Annotated in this window: 20 protein-coding genes; 14 read left to right on the top strand and 6 right to left on the bottom strand. The window is 34.5% G+C overall.

Going from position 1 to position 17,905, the window contains the following annotated elements:
• Positions 1 to 120: 120 nt before the first annotated feature.
• Positions 121 to 1,194, bottom strand: a complete 1,074-nt coding sequence (locus ACQKNC_RS08825; RefSeq protein WP_427424484.1) for an LLM class flavin-dependent oxidoreductase — start codon at positions 1,192 to 1,194, stop codon at positions 121 to 123.
• A gap of 22 nt (positions 1,195 to 1,216) precedes the next feature.
• Complete coding sequence (locus ACQKNC_RS08820) at positions 1,217 to 2,452, bottom strand: MFS transporter (protein ID WP_427424483.1); 1,236 nt, start codon at positions 2,450 to 2,452, stop codon at positions 1,217 to 1,219.
• A 232-nt stretch (positions 2,453 to 2,684) separates the two neighbouring features.
• Between ACQKNC_RS08820 and ACQKNC_RS08815 the strand changes: the two genes are divergently transcribed.
• Positions 2,685 to 3,266, top strand: coding sequence for a TetR/AcrR family transcriptional regulator (locus ACQKNC_RS08815; protein ID WP_427424482.1), 582 nt, complete (start codon positions 2,685 to 2,687; stop codon positions 3,264 to 3,266).
• Between the two features lie 338 nt (positions 3,267 to 3,604).
• On the opposite strand, the gene ACQKNC_RS08810 is transcribed toward ACQKNC_RS08815, so the two are convergent.
• Positions 3,605 to 4,786 carry a pyridoxal-phosphate-dependent aminotransferase family protein gene (locus ACQKNC_RS08810; RefSeq protein ID WP_427424481.1) on the bottom strand — a complete coding sequence of 394 codons (1,182 nt, stop codon included), beginning with the start codon at positions 4,784 to 4,786 and terminating at the stop codon, positions 3,605 to 3,607.
• A 305-nt stretch (positions 4,787 to 5,091) separates the two neighbouring features.
• On the opposite strand from ACQKNC_RS08810, the gene ACQKNC_RS08805 reads away from it, so the two are divergent.
• A complete protein-coding gene (locus ACQKNC_RS08805) occupies positions 5,092 to 5,217 on the top strand; it encodes a hypothetical protein (protein ID WP_427424671.1) in 126 nt (41 codons plus the stop codon).
• A 59-nt stretch (positions 5,218 to 5,276) separates the two neighbouring features.
• Here the strand turns inward: ACQKNC_RS08805 and ACQKNC_RS08800 are convergent, their stop codons facing one another.
• Complete coding sequence (locus ACQKNC_RS08800; RefSeq protein ID WP_427424480.1) at positions 5,277 to 5,765, bottom strand: hypothetical protein; 489 nt, start codon at positions 5,763 to 5,765, stop codon at positions 5,277 to 5,279.
• 931 nt (positions 5,766 to 6,696) lie between these two features.
• Here ACQKNC_RS08800 and ACQKNC_RS08795 point away from each other — a divergent pair.
• The 4 genes from ACQKNC_RS08795 (at position 6,697) to ACQKNC_RS08780 (ending at position 10,962) form a co-directional block, all read left to right on the top strand.
• A complete protein-coding gene (locus ACQKNC_RS08795; protein ID WP_427424479.1) occupies positions 6,697 to 8,313 on the top strand; it encodes an amidohydrolase in 1,617 nt (538 codons plus the stop codon).
• A 19-nt stretch (positions 8,314 to 8,332) separates the two neighbouring features.
• Complete coding sequence (locus ACQKNC_RS08790) at positions 8,333 to 9,184, top strand: nitrilase-related carbon-nitrogen hydrolase (RefSeq protein WP_427424478.1); 852 nt, start codon at positions 8,333 to 8,335, stop codon at positions 9,182 to 9,184.
• A 99-nt stretch (positions 9,185 to 9,283) separates the two neighbouring features.
• Positions 9,284 to 9,481, top strand: a complete 198-nt coding sequence (locus ACQKNC_RS08785) for a DUF3311 domain-containing protein (protein ID WP_427424477.1) — start codon at positions 9,284 to 9,286, stop codon at positions 9,479 to 9,481.
• On the top strand, positions 9,481 to 10,962 hold the full coding sequence (locus tag ACQKNC_RS08780; RefSeq protein ID WP_427424476.1) for a sodium:solute symporter family protein: 1,482 nt from the start codon (positions 9,481 to 9,483) through the stop codon (positions 10,960 to 10,962). Before ACQKNC_RS08785 ends, ACQKNC_RS08780 begins: the two co-directional genes overlap by 1 nt.
• Positions 10,963 to 11,100: 138 nt before the next feature.
• Here ACQKNC_RS08780 and ACQKNC_RS08775 read toward each other — a convergent pair whose 3' ends face one another.
• Entirely contained in the window at positions 11,101 to 11,586 is a 486-nt protein-coding gene (locus ACQKNC_RS08775) for a hypothetical protein (protein ID WP_427424475.1), read from the bottom strand.
• Positions 11,587 to 12,135: 549 nt separating this feature from the next.
• Here ACQKNC_RS08775 and ACQKNC_RS08770 point away from each other — a divergent pair.
• From ACQKNC_RS08770 to ACQKNC_RS08735, 8 genes are all read left to right on the top strand, one after another.
• Positions 12,136 to 12,459, top strand: coding sequence for a nucleoside triphosphate pyrophosphohydrolase (locus ACQKNC_RS08770; RefSeq protein WP_427424474.1), 324 nt, complete (start codon positions 12,136 to 12,138; stop codon positions 12,457 to 12,459).
• 11 nt (positions 12,460 to 12,470) lie between these two features.
• On the top strand, positions 12,471 to 13,472 hold the full coding sequence (locus ACQKNC_RS08765) for an HNH endonuclease (RefSeq protein WP_427424473.1): 1,002 nt from the start codon (positions 12,471 to 12,473) through the stop codon (positions 13,470 to 13,472).
• 157 nt (positions 13,473 to 13,629) lie between these two features.
• Positions 13,630 to 13,857, top strand: coding sequence for a YdbC family protein (locus tag ACQKNC_RS08760; RefSeq protein ID WP_427424472.1), 228 nt, complete (start codon positions 13,630 to 13,632; stop codon positions 13,855 to 13,857).
• Positions 13,858 to 14,380: 523 nt separating this feature from the next.
• The gene (locus tag ACQKNC_RS08755) at positions 14,381 to 14,743 is read left to right on the top strand and encodes a hypothetical protein (RefSeq protein ID WP_427424471.1); all 363 of its coding nucleotides are present in this window, start codon (positions 14,381 to 14,383) and stop codon (positions 14,741 to 14,743) included.
• Positions 14,736 to 14,900 carry a hypothetical protein gene (locus tag ACQKNC_RS08750; RefSeq protein ID WP_427424470.1) on the top strand — a complete coding sequence of 55 codons (165 nt, stop codon included), beginning with the start codon at positions 14,736 to 14,738 and terminating at the stop codon, positions 14,898 to 14,900. The genes ACQKNC_RS08755 and ACQKNC_RS08750 overlap by 8 nt, the downstream gene beginning before the upstream one ends.
• A 186-nt stretch (positions 14,901 to 15,086) precedes the next feature.
• Positions 15,087 to 15,548 (top strand): NUDIX hydrolase, encoded by a 462-nt coding sequence (locus ACQKNC_RS08745; RefSeq protein WP_427424469.1) that lies wholly within the window; start codon positions 15,087 to 15,089, stop codon positions 15,546 to 15,548.
• Positions 15,549 to 15,713: 165 nt separating this feature from the next.
• Positions 15,714 to 16,568, top strand: coding sequence for a phosphotransferase (locus ACQKNC_RS08740; protein WP_386831002.1), 855 nt, complete (start codon positions 15,714 to 15,716; stop codon positions 16,566 to 16,568).
• A gap of 322 nt (positions 16,569 to 16,890) precedes the next feature.
• The gene (locus tag ACQKNC_RS08735) at positions 16,891 to 16,998 is read left to right on the top strand and encodes a putative holin-like toxin (RefSeq protein ID WP_427424468.1); all 108 of its coding nucleotides are present in this window, start codon (positions 16,891 to 16,893) and stop codon (positions 16,996 to 16,998) included.
• A 175-nt stretch (positions 16,999 to 17,173) separates the two neighbouring features.
• Here the strand turns inward: ACQKNC_RS08735 and ACQKNC_RS08730 are convergent, their stop codons facing one another.
• The gene (locus ACQKNC_RS08730) at positions 17,174 to 17,800 is read right to left on the bottom strand and encodes a nitroreductase family protein (protein WP_427424467.1); all 627 of its coding nucleotides are present in this window, start codon (positions 17,798 to 17,800) and stop codon (positions 17,174 to 17,176) included.
• Positions 17,801 to 17,905: the final 105 nt, after the last annotated feature.

Here is a 17,905-nt window from a genome sequence, read left to right as displayed (position 1 = left end):
TTCCTAAGTCCTTGTTTTAGGTGTATCGGCTTGGCAACAATTCAAAACTGCTAAAATCTCTTCACGCAAGGAGGAAAGGGTGGAGATTTGTATAAATTCCTCCTGTTAAATAAAGATATCTTAAAGAAATGGATGTCCCTCTAGTGCCGTTTCCGCCTCCCATTTGGCAACTTCCTCACGTACTCGAGGAGCAACTTTTGTTCCGAGCAATTCTATAGCTTGCATAACTTGATCATGTGGCATTGTACTTAACGGTACGTACAGCATAAAACGTGTAATCCCTACATGTTTTCGAAGATGGATGATTTTTTCAGCAACTGTATCTGGATCACCTACATATAACGCACCTTCAAAACTTCGTGCAGCATCATAGCTAGAGCGATCATAATATCGCCAACCCCGTTCTTTGCCCAATTTATTCATGCCCGCCTTTGTTGATGGGAAAAACGTATCCGCTGCCCATTCAGTATTCGGGCCAACAAAACCTATTGAATGAGATCCCACCTGAAGTTTTGATAAATCATGCCCTGCTTGAGCAGCTGCCTTTTTATAGAGCTGTACGATAGGTGCAAACTGCAATGGACTGCCACCAATGATTGCTAGCATAAGTGGTAATCCTAAAAGTCCTGCACGGATGGCAGATTGTTGATTTCCTCCACTACCAACCCATATTGGTAAGGAGTTTTGAACAGGTCTTGGATACACACCTAAATTATTGATTGCTGGTCGATGTCTACCTTCCCATACTACTTTTTCTGACTCTCGAATTTTGAGGAGTAAGTCCAAATGTTCCTCAAATAGTTCATCATAATCATTTAAATTGTAGCCAAACAAGGGGAAGGATTCGATAAAGGAACCACGACCTGCCATAATCTCAGCACGCCCATTTGATAGTCCATCTAATGTAGAAAAATCCTGAAAGACACGCACAGGATCAGCTGAAGATAGAACTGTTACTGCACTTGTAAGCCTAATCTTTTTTGTTTGTTGAGCTGCAGCAGATAGCACCATTGCTGGAGAGGATGCAGCATAATCCTCTCGATGGTGCTCACCAACACCAAACACATCCAGCCCCACTTGATCTGCAAGAATGATTTCTTCAACCACTTCACGCAAACGTTGTGCATGACTAATCACTTCACCACTATGAACATCTGGTTTTGTTTCTACAAAAGAAGTAATTCCTATTTCCATTTGTTATCTCTCCAAATCAACTTTAATATTTTGTTAACCGTTTAGTCGTAGCCCAAAAAATAAGAGTAATTGTACTGATTGAAGCTCCGAGGAAACAAACCCCTCCCCAGCCAAAGTGTGCATACATCTGTGTAGAAGCAATTGAGCCGCCAGCACTGCCGATGGAATAAAACATCATATATCCAGCAGTAAGTCGACTCCGTGCCTCTGTACGTAATGGAAGAATCATCGTCTGATTAGTGACATGTACTGCCTGTACGGCAAAATCAAGCAACACAATACCTACAATTAATGCCAATAACGACTGTTCTAGATAGTTGATAAACAACCATGAAATGAGTAATAGAACTAATGCAATACCTGTCGTTCTTTGTCCGTAACCTCGATCGGCCAGTTTCCCGGCCTGTGCTGCAGCTAGTGCACCAGCCACTCCAACGAGACCAAATGTGCCAATTACACTATGTGAAAGAGCTAATGGTTGCGCACTAAGTGGCAGAACAAGTGGAGTCCATAAAATACTAAAGTCAGCAAAAATTAGCATGGCTAGAACTGAGCGGATGCGTAATGTTCTTTCTTGCATAAACAGAGCGAACACGGATTTAATTAGCTGATGATAGGGGAGGGAGTTTACTTCACGCTCCACTTTTGGTAACACCTTAAGAAATATACAAATCATTACAAGAGTGAGGGCGGCAGAGACTAGATAGACGGAACGCCATCCTGTAAGGTCTGTTAATAGGCCAGCAAAGGTTCGAGCGAGCAGGATGCCAATGACAATCCCGCTTGTAACAATGCCAACAACACGTCCACGTTCTGTAGGGGAAGCCATAGTTGCTGCAAAAGCAACAAGTGTCTGTGTCACAACTGCAAGTAGACCTACTAAGGCAATACCTGTAAAAAGCACCACGCTAAAAGAAGCAGTACTAACTACAACCAAAGCTGTTGTGGATAATAGCATCTGTCCGATAATCAAGCGTCGTTGGTTTAGTAAATCTCCGAGAGGTACCAGAAGTAATAAGCCCAACCCATAAAAGATCTGCGTGATGGTAATTACAACACCTATTGTCGAGTGATCAATATTAAATTCATTAGATAATTGATCAAGCAACGGCTGTGCGAAATAAATATTGGCGACAGACATTCCGCAGGCTGTTGCGAATAATAAAGTTACAGTTCTAGACATAGAAGATTGTAGATTCATCACAGATGCATCAACTTCTTGCCTCAGATCATTGTCCACACCATATCCTCCGTTCATTATTGGATTTTAATTATAACATACCGTTCGGTACAATATAATTATTGGTAAATATATCTTAGTGTTGTTTGTGGTGTCAAGGGATTATTTGAAATTATTTTACTCAACATTTACCTAATACTATGAAAATTGACAATAAAAGCAGCTGATTATACAATGTTTACATACCGATTGGTATTAAAATTCATAGGGACAAACTCAATAACTCTTAAACAATGGAGGTGGATTTTTTATGGCAAGAACCCGTGAATTTGATGAGGAAAAAGTATTAGAGGCTGCCATGCAGTTATTTTGGGAGAAGGGCTATGAAGCTACTTCTTTAAGTGATCTCACTGCTAGAATGGGGATTCAACGTCCGAGTATTTATTCAACCTTTGGTGATAAAAAGGAACTATTCGAAGCAGCACTTCGCAGATATACGACATCTCGAGCAGCTGATATACGATCTAGACTTCAAAGTCATACCTCTGTAAAACAGGCATTTGCTATTTTTTTTGAAGAAGTGATTGCTGCTGAATATACGAAAGATCTTAGTAACGGCTGTTTTTGCATCAATACAATGGTTGAACTAGCTCCTCATGATGAGAGATTTGAAATCTTAACGAGAGAACATCAACTTTATTTAGCCGTCATTTTTCAGGAGACAATTGAACGAGGAATCCAATCGGGTGAGTTAGAGGAAGAAACGGATGCAAAGTCTTTAGCACAGGCTCTAATTGTGGCGTTAATTGGATTAACGGTCATGATGAAATCTCAACCACAAAAATCATTTATTGACAATGCAATCGCAACAACTCTCACACTTCTCAAATAATTTTTGTAAACTGTTAACATCTTTCGAAAAAAGTGAAATCGACGACGCGATTTCACTTTTTTCACTTCTTCTCGAGACTATTTATGTCCCAGCCGAAATATAAAAAGCCATAACGAAAAGTTTTTTTTCGGATCCATTGAAACTAAAGGGAATGAATTTATGAAATTAACCCAAATAAAAAAACAAACCTCCAAATCCATACACAGATTTGAAGGTTTAAAGCTTTATCTCACTTACAAGTGGTAAGAATAAAAACTACCAGCTAGATGGGAGATTAACTGCTTGTATAAGTCCCATTGGTGAAGACTAATCTTTAGATTTGCAGAAGACCTCACTGATTAAAGTCTCACTTTTTCGTGGCATTGTTTTCGCTGAGCGGTTAAAAATACTTCCTGTGCTGCTCGTACACCTGCACCTGGCTCAAAGTCATATTCAAAGTCTTGAAGTGCTGCTTCCATTAAAGAAACGGCCTGTAAAATATCACTTGGGAAGCAATAGCCCATATGGCCGAATCTAAAAATTTTGCCCTGCAAATCCCCAAGTCCTCCAGCGAAATCTAAATGATATTGCTGCTTTAAATGTGACAAGAAGTCACCGAGTGCAATCCCCTTTGGAGCCATAATCGCTGTAATAGTCGGAGAAGCATGCTCTTCATTAGTGAGAAGTTCAATATTGAGGGCATTCATTGCATTGCGCACCATGTTTTTCATTAGTTCATGGCGGGCAATTGTTTTTTCAAAGCCTCCTTCTTCCTCTATAAGTTTACATACTTCGTGAAGTCCATATATAAGTGTGACAGTAGGTGTGTTTGGAGTCATCCCTTTTTCTGCCCAATTACGATAGCTTAATAAGTTTAAATAGTAGGACGGTGTATTATTTTCTTCAATAACTTTCCAAGCTCTATCACTAACGCTGACTAGAGAAAGTCCAGGAGGTAGCATCATCGCTTTTTGAGATCCAGTAACAAGAATATCGATTCCCCAGGCATCCATTTCCGCAGGAGATCCACCGATGCAACTTACACCATCGACAATACATAATGCATCCGTTTCCTCACGAACAACTTGTGCTAATTCAGCAATTGGGTTTAAGATACCAGTCGAAGTTTCATTGTATGTTATAAAAACAGCTTTAATATCTTTTAGCGGCTGCAAGAATTCTCGTAGCTCTTTTGCTGTGCAAGCTTGTCCCCAATCTTTTTCAAGCTTATGTACATGAAAACCGTATTTCTCACAAATCGAAACGAAATAGTCTCCGAACGCTCCAACCGTTATTACAACAACATTTTCACCAGCAGAAACAGTATTAACCGCCGCAGCCTCTAAAGCAGCAGTACCGCCTGATGGAAGGAGTAAAATATCCTGTTTTGTCCCGAAAACAGGTTTTACTAATTCAATAGTTTCACGGTAAAGCTCCACAAATTCATTGCTTCGATGACTAATAATATCGCGATTCATCGCAAGCTGAACCTTTTTCGGAATAGGCGTTGGCCCTGGATGTCTTAAAATATTTTCATACACAATCATCAAACCCCTTTGTTTTAAAAAATAGAAATTCTAAATTTTCTAACTATAATATAGCATATTTTTTCTGTTATCTAACTTCTTTTTCAAAACATGATAAGTCAAGTATTGTAAGAGAGTAGAAAATACAACGAATTGTTCCCAATTTTTCAACTTCTTTCAGCAAGTGTCTTTTGATAAAAGGGGTATCAGAAAAATTATTTTGACCCGCTTATTATAGAGACGATAGAAAGCCTACAAATGAATAAATAGCAAAAGATTTTATAAAGACGGGAACAGTGATTGCGGAACTCTTACCTTTAATGGACGAGCTTCCAAGTGTCTACTTTTTAGAATGTAGAATAAGATTTTTAGTTTATAGTGGGGTACTTGCATTAAAGGGTATTCCTAAGTCCATGGGACATTATAGTGTAAAATTACGTGATTAAGTTGAAAACCTCTTTACCCTTTTAAAGGTGTAAAGAGGTTTTCCATTTTGCATATGTAATTATGCAACAAAAGGTTTATTCATTTTCATTAAGCCGTAGATGAAATAGAATAGTCCGAATGTAATGAACGATAAAATAATATAAAGTACAGCTCTTCCAGGCTCACCAGACCAACGATAAAAGAGGCGATATGTGAAGTACATAACATAAAAACAAAGACCTAAGGAAGCGAGTATACCTATAAATGGAATGATGAATGAAACAAGTAATAATCCAGCATAAATTAAAACATTCTTTTTCGCTTCGGCATGAACTGTTACGTCATCATCCCCCTTTGCTGTTAATAAGAAAAGGCTATAAACGTTAATAATAGGAATCCAAGAAACATAGGCAAGATCACCAAAGCCATTTGCTTTAGATGCCTGATAATAAATAAGTGAACTAATAACATAGCCTGCAATACCCATCACAAGAAAAATCAACATAATGATAAGGAAAAAACCAGCGAAGAATGCATCGGTATCATTAAAATAATAAGAATCGTACATTGGAAAACCTCCTTTTTAAAAAAATACTTCATTATAATAACAGTACTAAAGTGTTAAATCTATAGTGGTAAATACATGGAATGTTAGATAATCGTACATATATACTATTTTTATGGAATATTTGTATTATTTTAATGATGTTTTTTTGATATAAGATTGATCGAATTGTAAAAATGAATTTGGTACTATTGGGAATCTAGTGGTGAAGAATCATTTTATACAAATTTTTCTGTTTTAGATTCTACTAATATTTAATAGAGTATGACAAAGTACATCATATGCTGTATTAATTGCTTCTTTCCCTGAAAATCGCATAGAAATATGAAGGAAAGATATAGCAATTAGTTATCCTTTAATTTTTCTTTTAGGGTATTACTTCTACTCAATTACATATTATTGATCTTATAATTTAAGTGGTGAATAAATTGAAATTAAGGAATTATTAGAGACTTTCCATTTTTTCTTTCTTCGATGGATTTAAATAATGAACAAAAGAAATTGTAATGGCTTTAAATTTAATTACAAACGGAAGAGATGAATTAGTTTATAAATTATTTGAAGTATTTATTTTGTACATCCTATGATATCTAACATTACGAAATACGTTTGCGATGGTTTTATTTAATCTTAATTTTGCTAAATCTGACTGGGACGTTTGATTATTGTTTATTGATATACAAATAGAAAAAATTGAGGGGTAGTAAGGCACAGCATAAATTTGTTTTTTTCAAAAGTAATATTAGCATGCACATAATAAAGGCTTTTTTGGATTTTTATAGTTACGTAGAAATAACCCTTTTAACCTTTTGTCTAATAATAAGTGAAAATAATTACCTTTTGTAAGAATATAAGACAATCTATTTTTGGTAAAATAAACGACAAATATATTCATTTTTTAGAATATTTAAATTTTGTGACGAGGAGGATTTAGATGCAAGCGAACATTGTTTTTTTAAATGGTGAAGTAATTACTGTAGATGGACAAGATTCTATCCGTGAGGCTCTAGCGATTTCTGATAACAAAATATTAGCAGTTGGTTCGAATGAGGAGATTAAAGAATTAATTTGTGATTCTACACAAGTAATTGACTTGGAAGGAAAGTCAATTCTACCTGGAATTATTGATGCTCACTTACATCTGGTCATGTATGGTACTTTTCAACTTAGTATCAGCTGTAAAGAGCCCGGGTTGGACTCCATAGATGCAATTTTGACTACTTTAAAAGACAAAGCTGCTACTACACCAAAGGGTCAGTGGATTCGTGCTTGGGGTTTCAATGAACAAACTGTTAAAGAAAAACGATATCCTACTCTTGAAGAATTGGACAACATTACGATAGACCACCCGATTGCCATTACCCGTACTTGCGGTCACATCGGAATTGTAAATTCAGTTGCTTTACGTTTATCAGATATTAACGAAACAACACCTGATCCTCAAGGAGGTTTAATTGAAAGAGATGCAAAAGGTCAACTAACTGGACGATTAATCGAAAATGCTTTTATGCAGTTTAATGAGATAGCAACTTTTTCAAATGAAGAAGTTTATCAAGCAATTCAAATCGCGCAGCAACATTTCTTAAAAGTTGGCATTACAAGCGTTCATGAAGCTGGAACGTTTTCAAAAGAAAATTACGGAATGTTACAATTAGCCTCCCAAAAAGGAGACTTGAAAATTCGTGTCTATGCGATGATTGCTAGTATAAGTGACTGTAAGCAGTTCACATTAAATATGTTGGAGTCTGGGGTGATAACTGGAACTGGAAATGAATTTTTTAAAGTGGGTCCTGCTAAATTGTTTACAGATGGTAGTAGTACTGGTCCGACTATTGCAACCCGAGAAGGTTATACAAGCAACCCCGACGATCATGGAATCTTATACTACACCGAGGATGAAATTTATGAAGTACTTGGTAAAGCACATGAATTAGGCTATCAAATTACTGTACATGCACAAGGTGATCAAGCAATTGAAATGTATTTGAATGTTGTAGAACGCGCTTTACAAGAAAATCCACGTGAAAATCATCGACATCGCATTGAACACGCTGGAATTTCAAGCCCCGATTTACAGCAACGAATGAAAGAGTTAAAGATGATTCCAATACCTAATCCACCATTTCCGTATGAATTTGGTGAAAGTTATTTAACGAACTACGGTGAACGTACAGACTTTATGTACCCTGCACGAGACTTTATTGATCAAGGAATTATTGCTGCTGCGGGGTCAGACTCACCAGTTACAACCTACAATCCGTTTATGGGAATTCACGAAGCGGTCAATCGACTCACTGCCAATGGAACTTCCTTTGGTGAAAAACAAAAAATAGATGTTCTTGAAGCCATTCGTCTTTATACCTATAACGGTGCATATGCAAGTTTTGACGAGGATATAAAGGGTAGTTTAGAACCTGGTAAATTAGCAGATATGATTGTACTTGATCGAAGTATTTTGAAAACCCTTCCACAAGATTTAAAAGATATTCAAGTCGAATTAACAATACTAGATGGGGATATTCTTTTCGAACGCTCTAAAACGAAAATATAGTGATGAGGCTGGGGATCTTATGACAATAAAAATTTCAAGCTGTCAATTTGAGTTGCAAAAAGTTGATAATTTCTCTACCTTTAAGGACCGAATTTTACATGCATTCAATGATGTGCCACTAACAAGTGATTATGTGCTCTTACCAGAGTTATTTACTTTGTCTTTACTAACAACTTATAACAATTACAATCAATTCACAGAAAAAGATAATGAGAAACTAGGTTTCTTTTTAGATGACTACCTTAAATTTTTTAATAATCTTTCACAGAAAAGAAAACAGATAATTATTGCGGGTTCTACAATTGAACCCGCTAATAAAGGAAATTACAATACGACTTATATCTTTGATGGGAATGGCAATGTATTTAAACATCGGAAGACACATATTTTCCCTGCTGAATCTGCTTGGAACACTATAGAGGGAGATGAATTAGAAGTTTTCAAAATTGGACCAGTAACATTCGGTATCGCCATATGCTATGAAATAGAGATTCCAGAAATTGCACATATTTATAGTCAAAAAGGTGCCGATATTATCTTTTGCCCTTCCTATACGTTCTCTGAATATGGTTTCTGGAGAGTTCGCCATTGTGCTCATGCACGAAGTGTTGAAAACCAACTCTATGTCGTTCATTGTCCTACAATTGGCGAAATCCAAGGGCCCATTCTAAATGGATTTGGGACCACTGCTATTATAGGTCCCGTAGACTTACCTTGGACAGAAAATGGCGTAATTGCAGAAACTACTAGTAAATCAAGTACTGTTATTACTGCTGAACTATCCCTTGAAGATCTTTACGAAAATCGTAAAAATGGGGCTGCTACAACTTATAAAGATCGTATCCGTAGAAAAGACATTTATACATTATGAAACCGTGTTTTGAACTTTAATTTTCCAGGCTTATTCTCGTTAAACTGAGGGTTACACTACTTTTTCGTACGATAAAGAGGGAATTCAAAGGAGGCTTATATGAAAAACGTTAAACTGTTATTGGTGATACCTTTTATTGGAATGTGCTTATGTTTGCCTTTTGCAAATAAAATAGAGCCTTATATTGTTGGTTTACCGTTTCTCCTGTTCTGGATTATCTTATGGATGATTTTATCGTCATTAGTGTTAGCGATTGTGTATAAATTGGATCCTGATAACCAAGGAGGCGATGAATAATGAATATAGCTTTACTGATTATTTTTGCATTTGCATTGATTGCTCTTTTCCTTGGTATCCGAGCAACACACGGAAAAAAAATGAATGTCGATGAATTTGCTGTTGGTAATAAAGGTTTTGGTACATTATTCATTTTCCTACTAATTGCGGGAGAAGTTTATACTACTTTCACATTCCTTGGTGGTAGTGGTTGGGCTTATTCGAATGGAGCCGCTGCTTTTTATGTACCTGCATATATTTGTTTAGCATATGTTTTATCTTATTGGATTGCACCGAAAATTTGGAATTATGCTAAAGATCACCACATTATTTCTCAACCAGAATATTTTGCTTCCCACTATAAAAGTCCGATATTAGGATTTGTTGTATCGTTTTTGGGTGCTATCGCATTGATTCCATATATAGTTATACAATTAAAAGGGTTAGGTATTATTGTTTCGGAGGCTTCCTATGGAGGAATTAGCCCAATTATGGCTAGTACTATTGGTGCCATAATTATTACAATTTATGTTACCATTTCAGGTATCCATGGCTCTGCTTGGACAGCCGTATTAAAGGATATTATGATACTAGGAGTCATTGTATTTTTAGGAATATATATTCCGTACCATTATTTTGGAGGCGTACAACCTCTATTTGAAGCTGTAGAGAAAATAAAACCGGAAAGCTTAACTCTTGCAAGTTCTGGCTTAAGTATTTCTTGGTTTGTTTCAACCATTATATTAAATGCATTCGGATTCTATTTATTACCAAACTCCTTTTCAGTAATATTATCATCTAAGAGTGCAAAAGCATTGAAGAAAAATGCCATTACCTTACCTTTATACACTCTATTACTCTTATTTGCATTTTTCATTGGTTTTGCAGCCATTATAGAGATTCCAGGATTAAAAGGGGCTGAAGGAGATTTATCATTACTCCGATTAACGATTCAAACATTTGATCCTTGGATAGTAGGTGTTGTCGGTGCTGCTGGGTTATTAACAGCTTTAGTACCCGCATCTGTTATGTTAATGTCTGCTTCCATTGGATTAATGACTGGATTTTACAAGCTTGTGAAACCAAAGGCAACAGATCGCCAACAGTTATTTGCTTCAAAAATATTTGTGTTTGCTATAATAATGGTTGCATTTATCTTCACGATTACTGGAGGGGATGCACTAGCAATCTTAAACATTATGTCATATAGTTTAATAACACAACTTGTTCCTGCACTCCTATTTAGTTTCTATAAAAATCGCATTCTTAACAAATTCGGTGCAATGATAGGAATTTTAACCGGTGTAGGGATCGTACTGTATGCTGCTGTAACATCACATAAACTAATTGACTTTTTCCCGAACATTCCACACGTAATTAATGACATCAGCACAGGAATGATCGCTGTTATTATTAACTTTGTAGTAGCTATTGTAGTAAGCCTTGCAACTAATCATTTAGTTGCGAAAGAGAAGGACGCTATTGATACACTTGTAGCATAAAGATGACTTGATAATATAGCTTATTAAATAAAATTAAATTTTTATCTAAGATGGTATTTCATTAGCTTTTTATATGTGTTTCAAAAACCTCTTTAACCTTTAAAAGGTGTAAAGAGGTTTTTTGTACTTGCATATGTACTATGCAACGAAAGGTTTATTCATTTTCATTAAGCCGTAAATATAATAGAATAGTCCGAATGTAATGAACGATAAAATGATATAAAGTACAGCTTTCCCAGTTTCACCAGTCCAACGATAGAAGAGGCGATATGTGAAATACAAAGTAAAGCCAATAAGACCTAATGAAGCAATAATACCTAGAAACGGAATAAATGAAACAAGTATTAATCCAACGTAAATAAGAACATTCTTTTTCGCTGCTCCACGAACAGTTGCGTTATCTTCACCCTTTGCCGTTAATAAGAAAAAGCTATAAACGTTTACAATTGGAATCCAAGAAATATATGCTAAATCGCTAAAACCATTTATTTTAGATGCTTTATAATAAATAAGTGAACTAATAACATAGCTTGCAATACTCATCACAAGGCAAATTAACATAATAATGAGAAATAAACCACCAAATGCCGGATCGAAATCATCGAAATAATAAGAATCGTACATAAGAAAACCTCCTTTCTAAAAAAATACTTTTTTATAGTAACAATACTAAAGTCATAAATCTACAGTTAAAAATATCCGGTATTTAATGTTAGTGATATATTTATACTATTTTGATAGATATATATTGCTGAGATGATAAGTTTTTGACGGAGGTTGATTGAATCGTAAATTCAAATAATATTGGAAAGAATTCAATCCCGCAAAAATTAGAGTAATCTTTAGTAACGGAAATCAAGCATACATTATGGTGATGAGCTATATCAATGTAAATAATTACAAAAATATCCACTGTGATATTGGTATAATAGTTTTTAGGAATTACTTTTGTTTATATTAAGTAAAAAAATTAAGAGAAAAGAGAGTATACGTTGGCTTTATATCCAAACACAAAAGCAAACTGCAAAACAGCTTTTCTCACAAGATGATCTTCAAGCAATATAAATAAGCTTGTGCCTCAAATGCAAGTATCCGATGAAATCAAAAAAACGACATATACAAACTATTCAGCAGAAATACGGAAAATAATCGTATGTAAAGGGGACAGTAGGCATGCCAGTATACAATAAATTAGTACGTGATCTGATTCCACAAATAATTGAAGCAGAGGGTAAGACATGTAGCATAAGAGTATTAGAACAAGGAGAACATTTAGAAGAAATAAAAGTGAAAATGCAAGAAGAGGCATTAGAATTTCTGGAGGCAGCCTCACCAAAAGAGGCTATTGAGGAACTTACGGATATTTTAGAATTAGTAAATACTGCTTTACAAATGTACGATGTATCCTATGAACAATTGGAACAAATACGTACTCAAAAGAAGAAGCAACGCGGAGGGTTTTCGAAAGGTATATATTTAATTGAAGTGAAGGAGTAGGGGGAAACAGGATGTCTCATGATTTAAAGGTCGGCGAAATACGTGAACAATATGTTACCGAACATCAGATATGGCAACATCTGAATAATTTTTACTATCGTTCATCGGTCTCAACTTCTTATAAGTATGTTTTTTTTAAAGCATTGCTTGAAAATTTATACAATGTAGAAGGAAAGTTAGTACTCAGTTATGATCAAATATTTTATTCTTTCACAAATATATATTGGAATTTGGTAATCCATCATAAGTTAGCGCAGTCCCCAAATAAAAATAAACCAGCTCGTGCCCAAACTATTTTGCAGAAACATGCTACTGAAAATGCTATCCCTACAGAATGGCAATTCGATCAGCTTCTAGAATCTTTGCAACTAAAAATCGTCAATGAGGTGAAACGTGACTGTAAACAGAATGTGATCGGCTCATTTTACGGAGATACAGCAGGGGTATTTTATGAATTTGACATCAAACATGCACATTTTCGTTTCAACAGTCCTGTCTATCAATTCATGAAAAAATACCAGCGAATTTTAATAAATCTAACAAATTATCATTTAGTCAAATATCTCGAAAAAGTGAATGAAGTCACAAGTACAGTGGCTTTGCTCTCAAAAATTGAAGTAATTTCAAAACGCAGTTCTTTAGAGACATTTTACAAAGTTCTTACACAATTTGAACAAAATCGATGCTTCTATTGTAACTGTGATTTATCAACTAATCGCCGAAAAACACACGTCGACCACTTCATTCCGTGGAGCTTTGTTCAAAGTGATAACTTATGGAATTTAGTGCTGGCTTGTAATGATTGTAACTTACATAAAAGTGACAAAATCACAACTCGATTTTTTTTAGAGTCCATGCTCGAAAGAAACCATGATTTAGTGTCAATTGTAAGAGAACCAACTTATTTTAATACATATGAAAATAATAAACTTGTGGATTTATATGATTACTCAATAATGAACGGATATACGACATTGTGGGAGCCGAGGAAGGTGCATAAGTTGAAGAATTAATTTGATTTCATTACGGAAGACATAGAAGAACTCTGACTAAAACTAAATGTCTACTATTCGAGATCACGGTTTCTTTTTCTCATGCGTTGTCATGTTTGATAATCCTATTATTTCAAGATATAGTTCTAATTACAGATACAATTAAGGAGGAATGCATATGGCAGAAATTAAATACGAAATTATAGAAACACTTGCGGTATTATCGGAAGGTAGTAAAGGCTGGAAAAAAGAATTGAATTTAATTAGCTGGAATGATCGTGAACCGAAATACGATATTAGAGATTGGTCAGAGGACCATACAAAGATGGGGAAGGGTGTAACGTTGTCACTGTCTGAATTTAAGCTTTTGAAAGAGTCGTTAGCTAAATTGTCAGACTTAGATTAATGTACAGAGGACCTCTATAGTTTTATATGAAGCCTATTACGTAAGTTGCTATATTTCGAATGCTCTTAAGAGATAGATGTAGAGAATAGCATTTCAACTAACCGACGATACTGGTGGTAAAAACATAAGTAGTAATCTTCTGAGGATTTTCCAATAGAATATATTGCGTAAAATTGTTAGACTAGCTGTAGCAACAATTCATAAAGCAGGTGGCGGCTGAACTCCCTTTTGAAAGGGGGTGAGGCAGATGTTATCTTAAGTGAAAAGTGTTTAACACGTATGAGGATCATAGAGACATAATCTAGTAGTAAGAAAATGGTGAATGAGAGTAGGATTTATATCTACCTTCACCATTTTTATTTTGGAAAAATTTGATGTTTTCCAGAGATACACAATACTTAATAGTTTATTAAATATTCTAATATTTTTTAGTGAAATACGATACATTATTTATACATAAAATGTTAATATAAAAGCATTATTACATAATATGTATATATTGTGTGTTGGTGGTGATATAGAATTGGAACTACATATATTAGAAGGTGAAAATGGTAAATTCCCTCTACTGTTAGATGATGAAATGAAAATTGTTAATCCAGTATATGAATATATGAAAAAACTAAAATCAGACAACAAAGCAGATAACACATTAATAGCGAATGGTAGGGATTTGAAAATTTATTGGGATTTTCTTACCCATAATTTTTATATTTATGATGAAATAACTCCAAGACATATTCAGCAATTTAGAGAATTCCTTTTCAAAGAAAACCCATATGACAGTACACCTGTCGGGCATGAGGATATCCGAGTTGCGATTATTAAAAGTGGATTACCTTCAAAAGCATCAAGTACATGGTTGGGAGTTGAAATGGTTGGATAGCAAAAAACAACAACTCCGAAAACCTACACCTATCAATGTAGTTTGTGTTAAAGACTTTCGTCAACTTGAGAGATATACTTCTGAATTAAGAAAAGAAGCAGATGCAATATGGTCTGAAGGAAAACAAACTTTTGTTTTTGATGTTAGTGTTGAATAAAAAGAGAGTGACCTACAACTAAATTAATTAGTTTTACTAACATAGGTTTTACATGAAGATCATTGAGCTGCACAGACGGCTCTTTTTTCTGCTAACGGAGCAGTTTAGCTCAATAAGAAGGAAAAAACAAACTGTAAGTTGAAATATAGAATTTATTGAAAACCAGTCACAGAGGAGAGGTAATAAATGGAATACTATAAATATTTACGACAGTATGTAGGACATAGACCTATTATTTTACCTGGCTCTGTTGTCATCATTTTAAATGAACAAAATGATGTACTACTGCAAAAAAGGCATGATGGTTATTGGGGTTTACCAGGTGGTTTAATGGATTTAGGAGAAAGTTTTGAAGAGGTAGCAAAAAGAGAGGTTTTTGAAGAAACGGGATTAGTAGTTGAAAACTTAAAATTACTAAATGTCTTCTCTGGTTCTGAATATTACTTCAAAGTTCCAAATGGTGATGAATTATATTCGGTTACAGCAGTTTATTATACCAAAGATATAAGTGGAGAAATGAAGATTGATTATAGCGAGTCAGAAAAAATGCAATATTTCTCAATTAATAATTTACCAAATGAATTATCTGATGAATATAGAGGGTTTATTGAGCAATACATAGATTGTGAAAAAATGTACTTAAAGTAACGAGGTGCTTTACTTGAAGAACATTGAGCTGCTTTAGACAGCTCTTTTGTCTTATTGTACTAACGGAGCAGGATAGTTTAATATGATATGTTAAACTTAATGATTCAGATGGGCTATTTTTACCTATATAGTAATATATGGATAAGAACGATTGGGAGTGTTAATTTGATAGAACAAATTTTAAAAAAGTATTTGAAAGATAAATATGGTGATTTTACACCTGTTCGTTTAACTGGGGGATATACTAATGCAACATTTTTATTAAATGGAACGAATCTTCCTTTAGTTGTTAAAGTGGCAAATTCTTTCAACAAGGATATTAAAAATGAGGTCAATTGTTTAAAAATCACTCAAAAAACAGGTGTAGTTCCGAAAATTTATGATTTTATTGAAACAGATAATGTTCAGTTAGTTGTAATGGAGTACCGAAAAGGTAAAAATGGACAATCTATTTTAGACAACAATGAGTTAGAACGAACCAAAGATTTGTATAAAAGTTTAGGGGAGTCTCTTTCTAAAAGTACCCACTCCATAAAATATAATTTTGTCTCAAAAGGAATAAAGGAATGTAATTTACAAGACCTAAACTTAAACTTAGATTTTGTCCCTGAAAACCTCAAACAAATTTCACAAGGGGTATTAATAAAAATCAACGATACAAAGGAAGAATGGGTATTAACACATGGGGATTATGGAATGCACAATGTTTTATATACAGACAATAATAGCCTTACCGTCTTAGATTGGGAATGGTCTGAATGGGCAAATCCATTAACAGATATTGGTTGGGTATGCTGGTTTACTAAACTTCATTATCCTAAACATGCTCCTTTATTGAACTCCTTGTTTATTGAAGCGTATAAAATAAATACTCCTATTGAATTATCTCCTGAAAAACTAAAAGCATATTGTGTATATAAAGTTTGGAATGTATTAAATAAAGTCAAAAATGCACAACAAGATGTAAAGCAGGAATGGATTAGACGTTTAAAGTGGACAATTGAATCAGATATTTTTTAATTCCGATTTATTCGACTAACGGGTGCCTTAGTTGAACAAGGAGCAAAAAAAACAATTGATTTAGTTGAAGAAAAGCTATCTCTTTGAGGATAGCTTTTTCTTATTACTAACAAGAGTTAGTTCAAATCTTCTCTCTTCAAGAATGGGATACGATAATAAAAAAATCATCCTCCATGGTTAATAAAAGAGGATGGCTTTTAAGGCTGAATCGGCAGTAGAGTTTTTTCAATTACGTATTAGATGTTTAAAAGTATATAATAAAAAATGCAGTTGATTTTATAGGGTTTATTACTTGTTATATACACTTTACTTAAGATAAGCCATGACAGTATTTGAAGCATTTAGTTTGATTGTACAGTGTAGCCTTTTGCTAATTGCAGTACTTACTCTGATACTTAGTATTATTGTCTCTCAAAATAAAAAGAAATAGCCACCTCGCCGGCTAAGTAAGGTAACTATTTCTACAACTTTAACTTGGTCAGCCGCTATGTTGCGGCATGATTGTTGCTTTGACTGGATGTTGACGCATCCAGTCTTTTTTATTCTATATTTAGTGTATCATATTTATTCTAAAACGAACATTTTGTACAGTCTTTGTCTCTATATTAAATGAATTTTGCAATGTTATTTAGCGCTAAACGAGACGAACCGTAAGCTGGAGATGCTGCTTTTCCGATGGCGATTAAGACAATTGGCACTAGATTTTCTGTTAATTCAAAGCGCTTTGCAAAAGCTTCTTTATTGAAGCCACCCATTGTAACTGTATCATAGCCCATATCTTTCGCTAAAAGCATGATTTGCATAGAAACTAAGCCTGCATCAAATGTAGCTATATTTTTTAGAACTTCTTTAGGAAGGTTTGAATAAATCTTTAATGAATTTTCAATCATCATATTTTTTGTTGCTTCATCCATATAGCCAAGCTCGAAGTTTTTTGTATAGACTTCCTCTACATTATTGTACATTTCTGTATCGCCTAATACCGCAATGATGGCAGACGCAGTTTCAACTTGCTCCTGGTTATTAGCAATTAAACGTAGTTCTTTTTTTACTGCCTCATCTTGTATTACTAAAAAGCGCCAAGGTTGTAAATTGCTTGATGATGGAGCGGTTGTTGCCTCTATAAGTAATTCCTCCAATTCAGCTTGAGGAATTTTATAATTTGCCTCATATTTACGAACAGATTTACGTTCTAGCATAACTTTATTTAAATAACTTTTTGTTGTAGTCATCGTTAAAAAAACTCCTTTATATATGATGAGATTACTATACGATATAGTTTTTAAAATTCCAAGTAAATTGCTCGAATTAGAGAGTTTTGATTTGCCTATTGTTAA

It is taken from the genome of Lysinibacillus sp. NPDC094177 (assembly GCF_050279145.1).
Lineage (GTDB): Bacteria > Bacillota > Bacilli > Bacillales_A > Planococcaceae > Lysinibacillus.
This window is presented reverse-complemented; position numbering and strand designations above follow the sequence as displayed.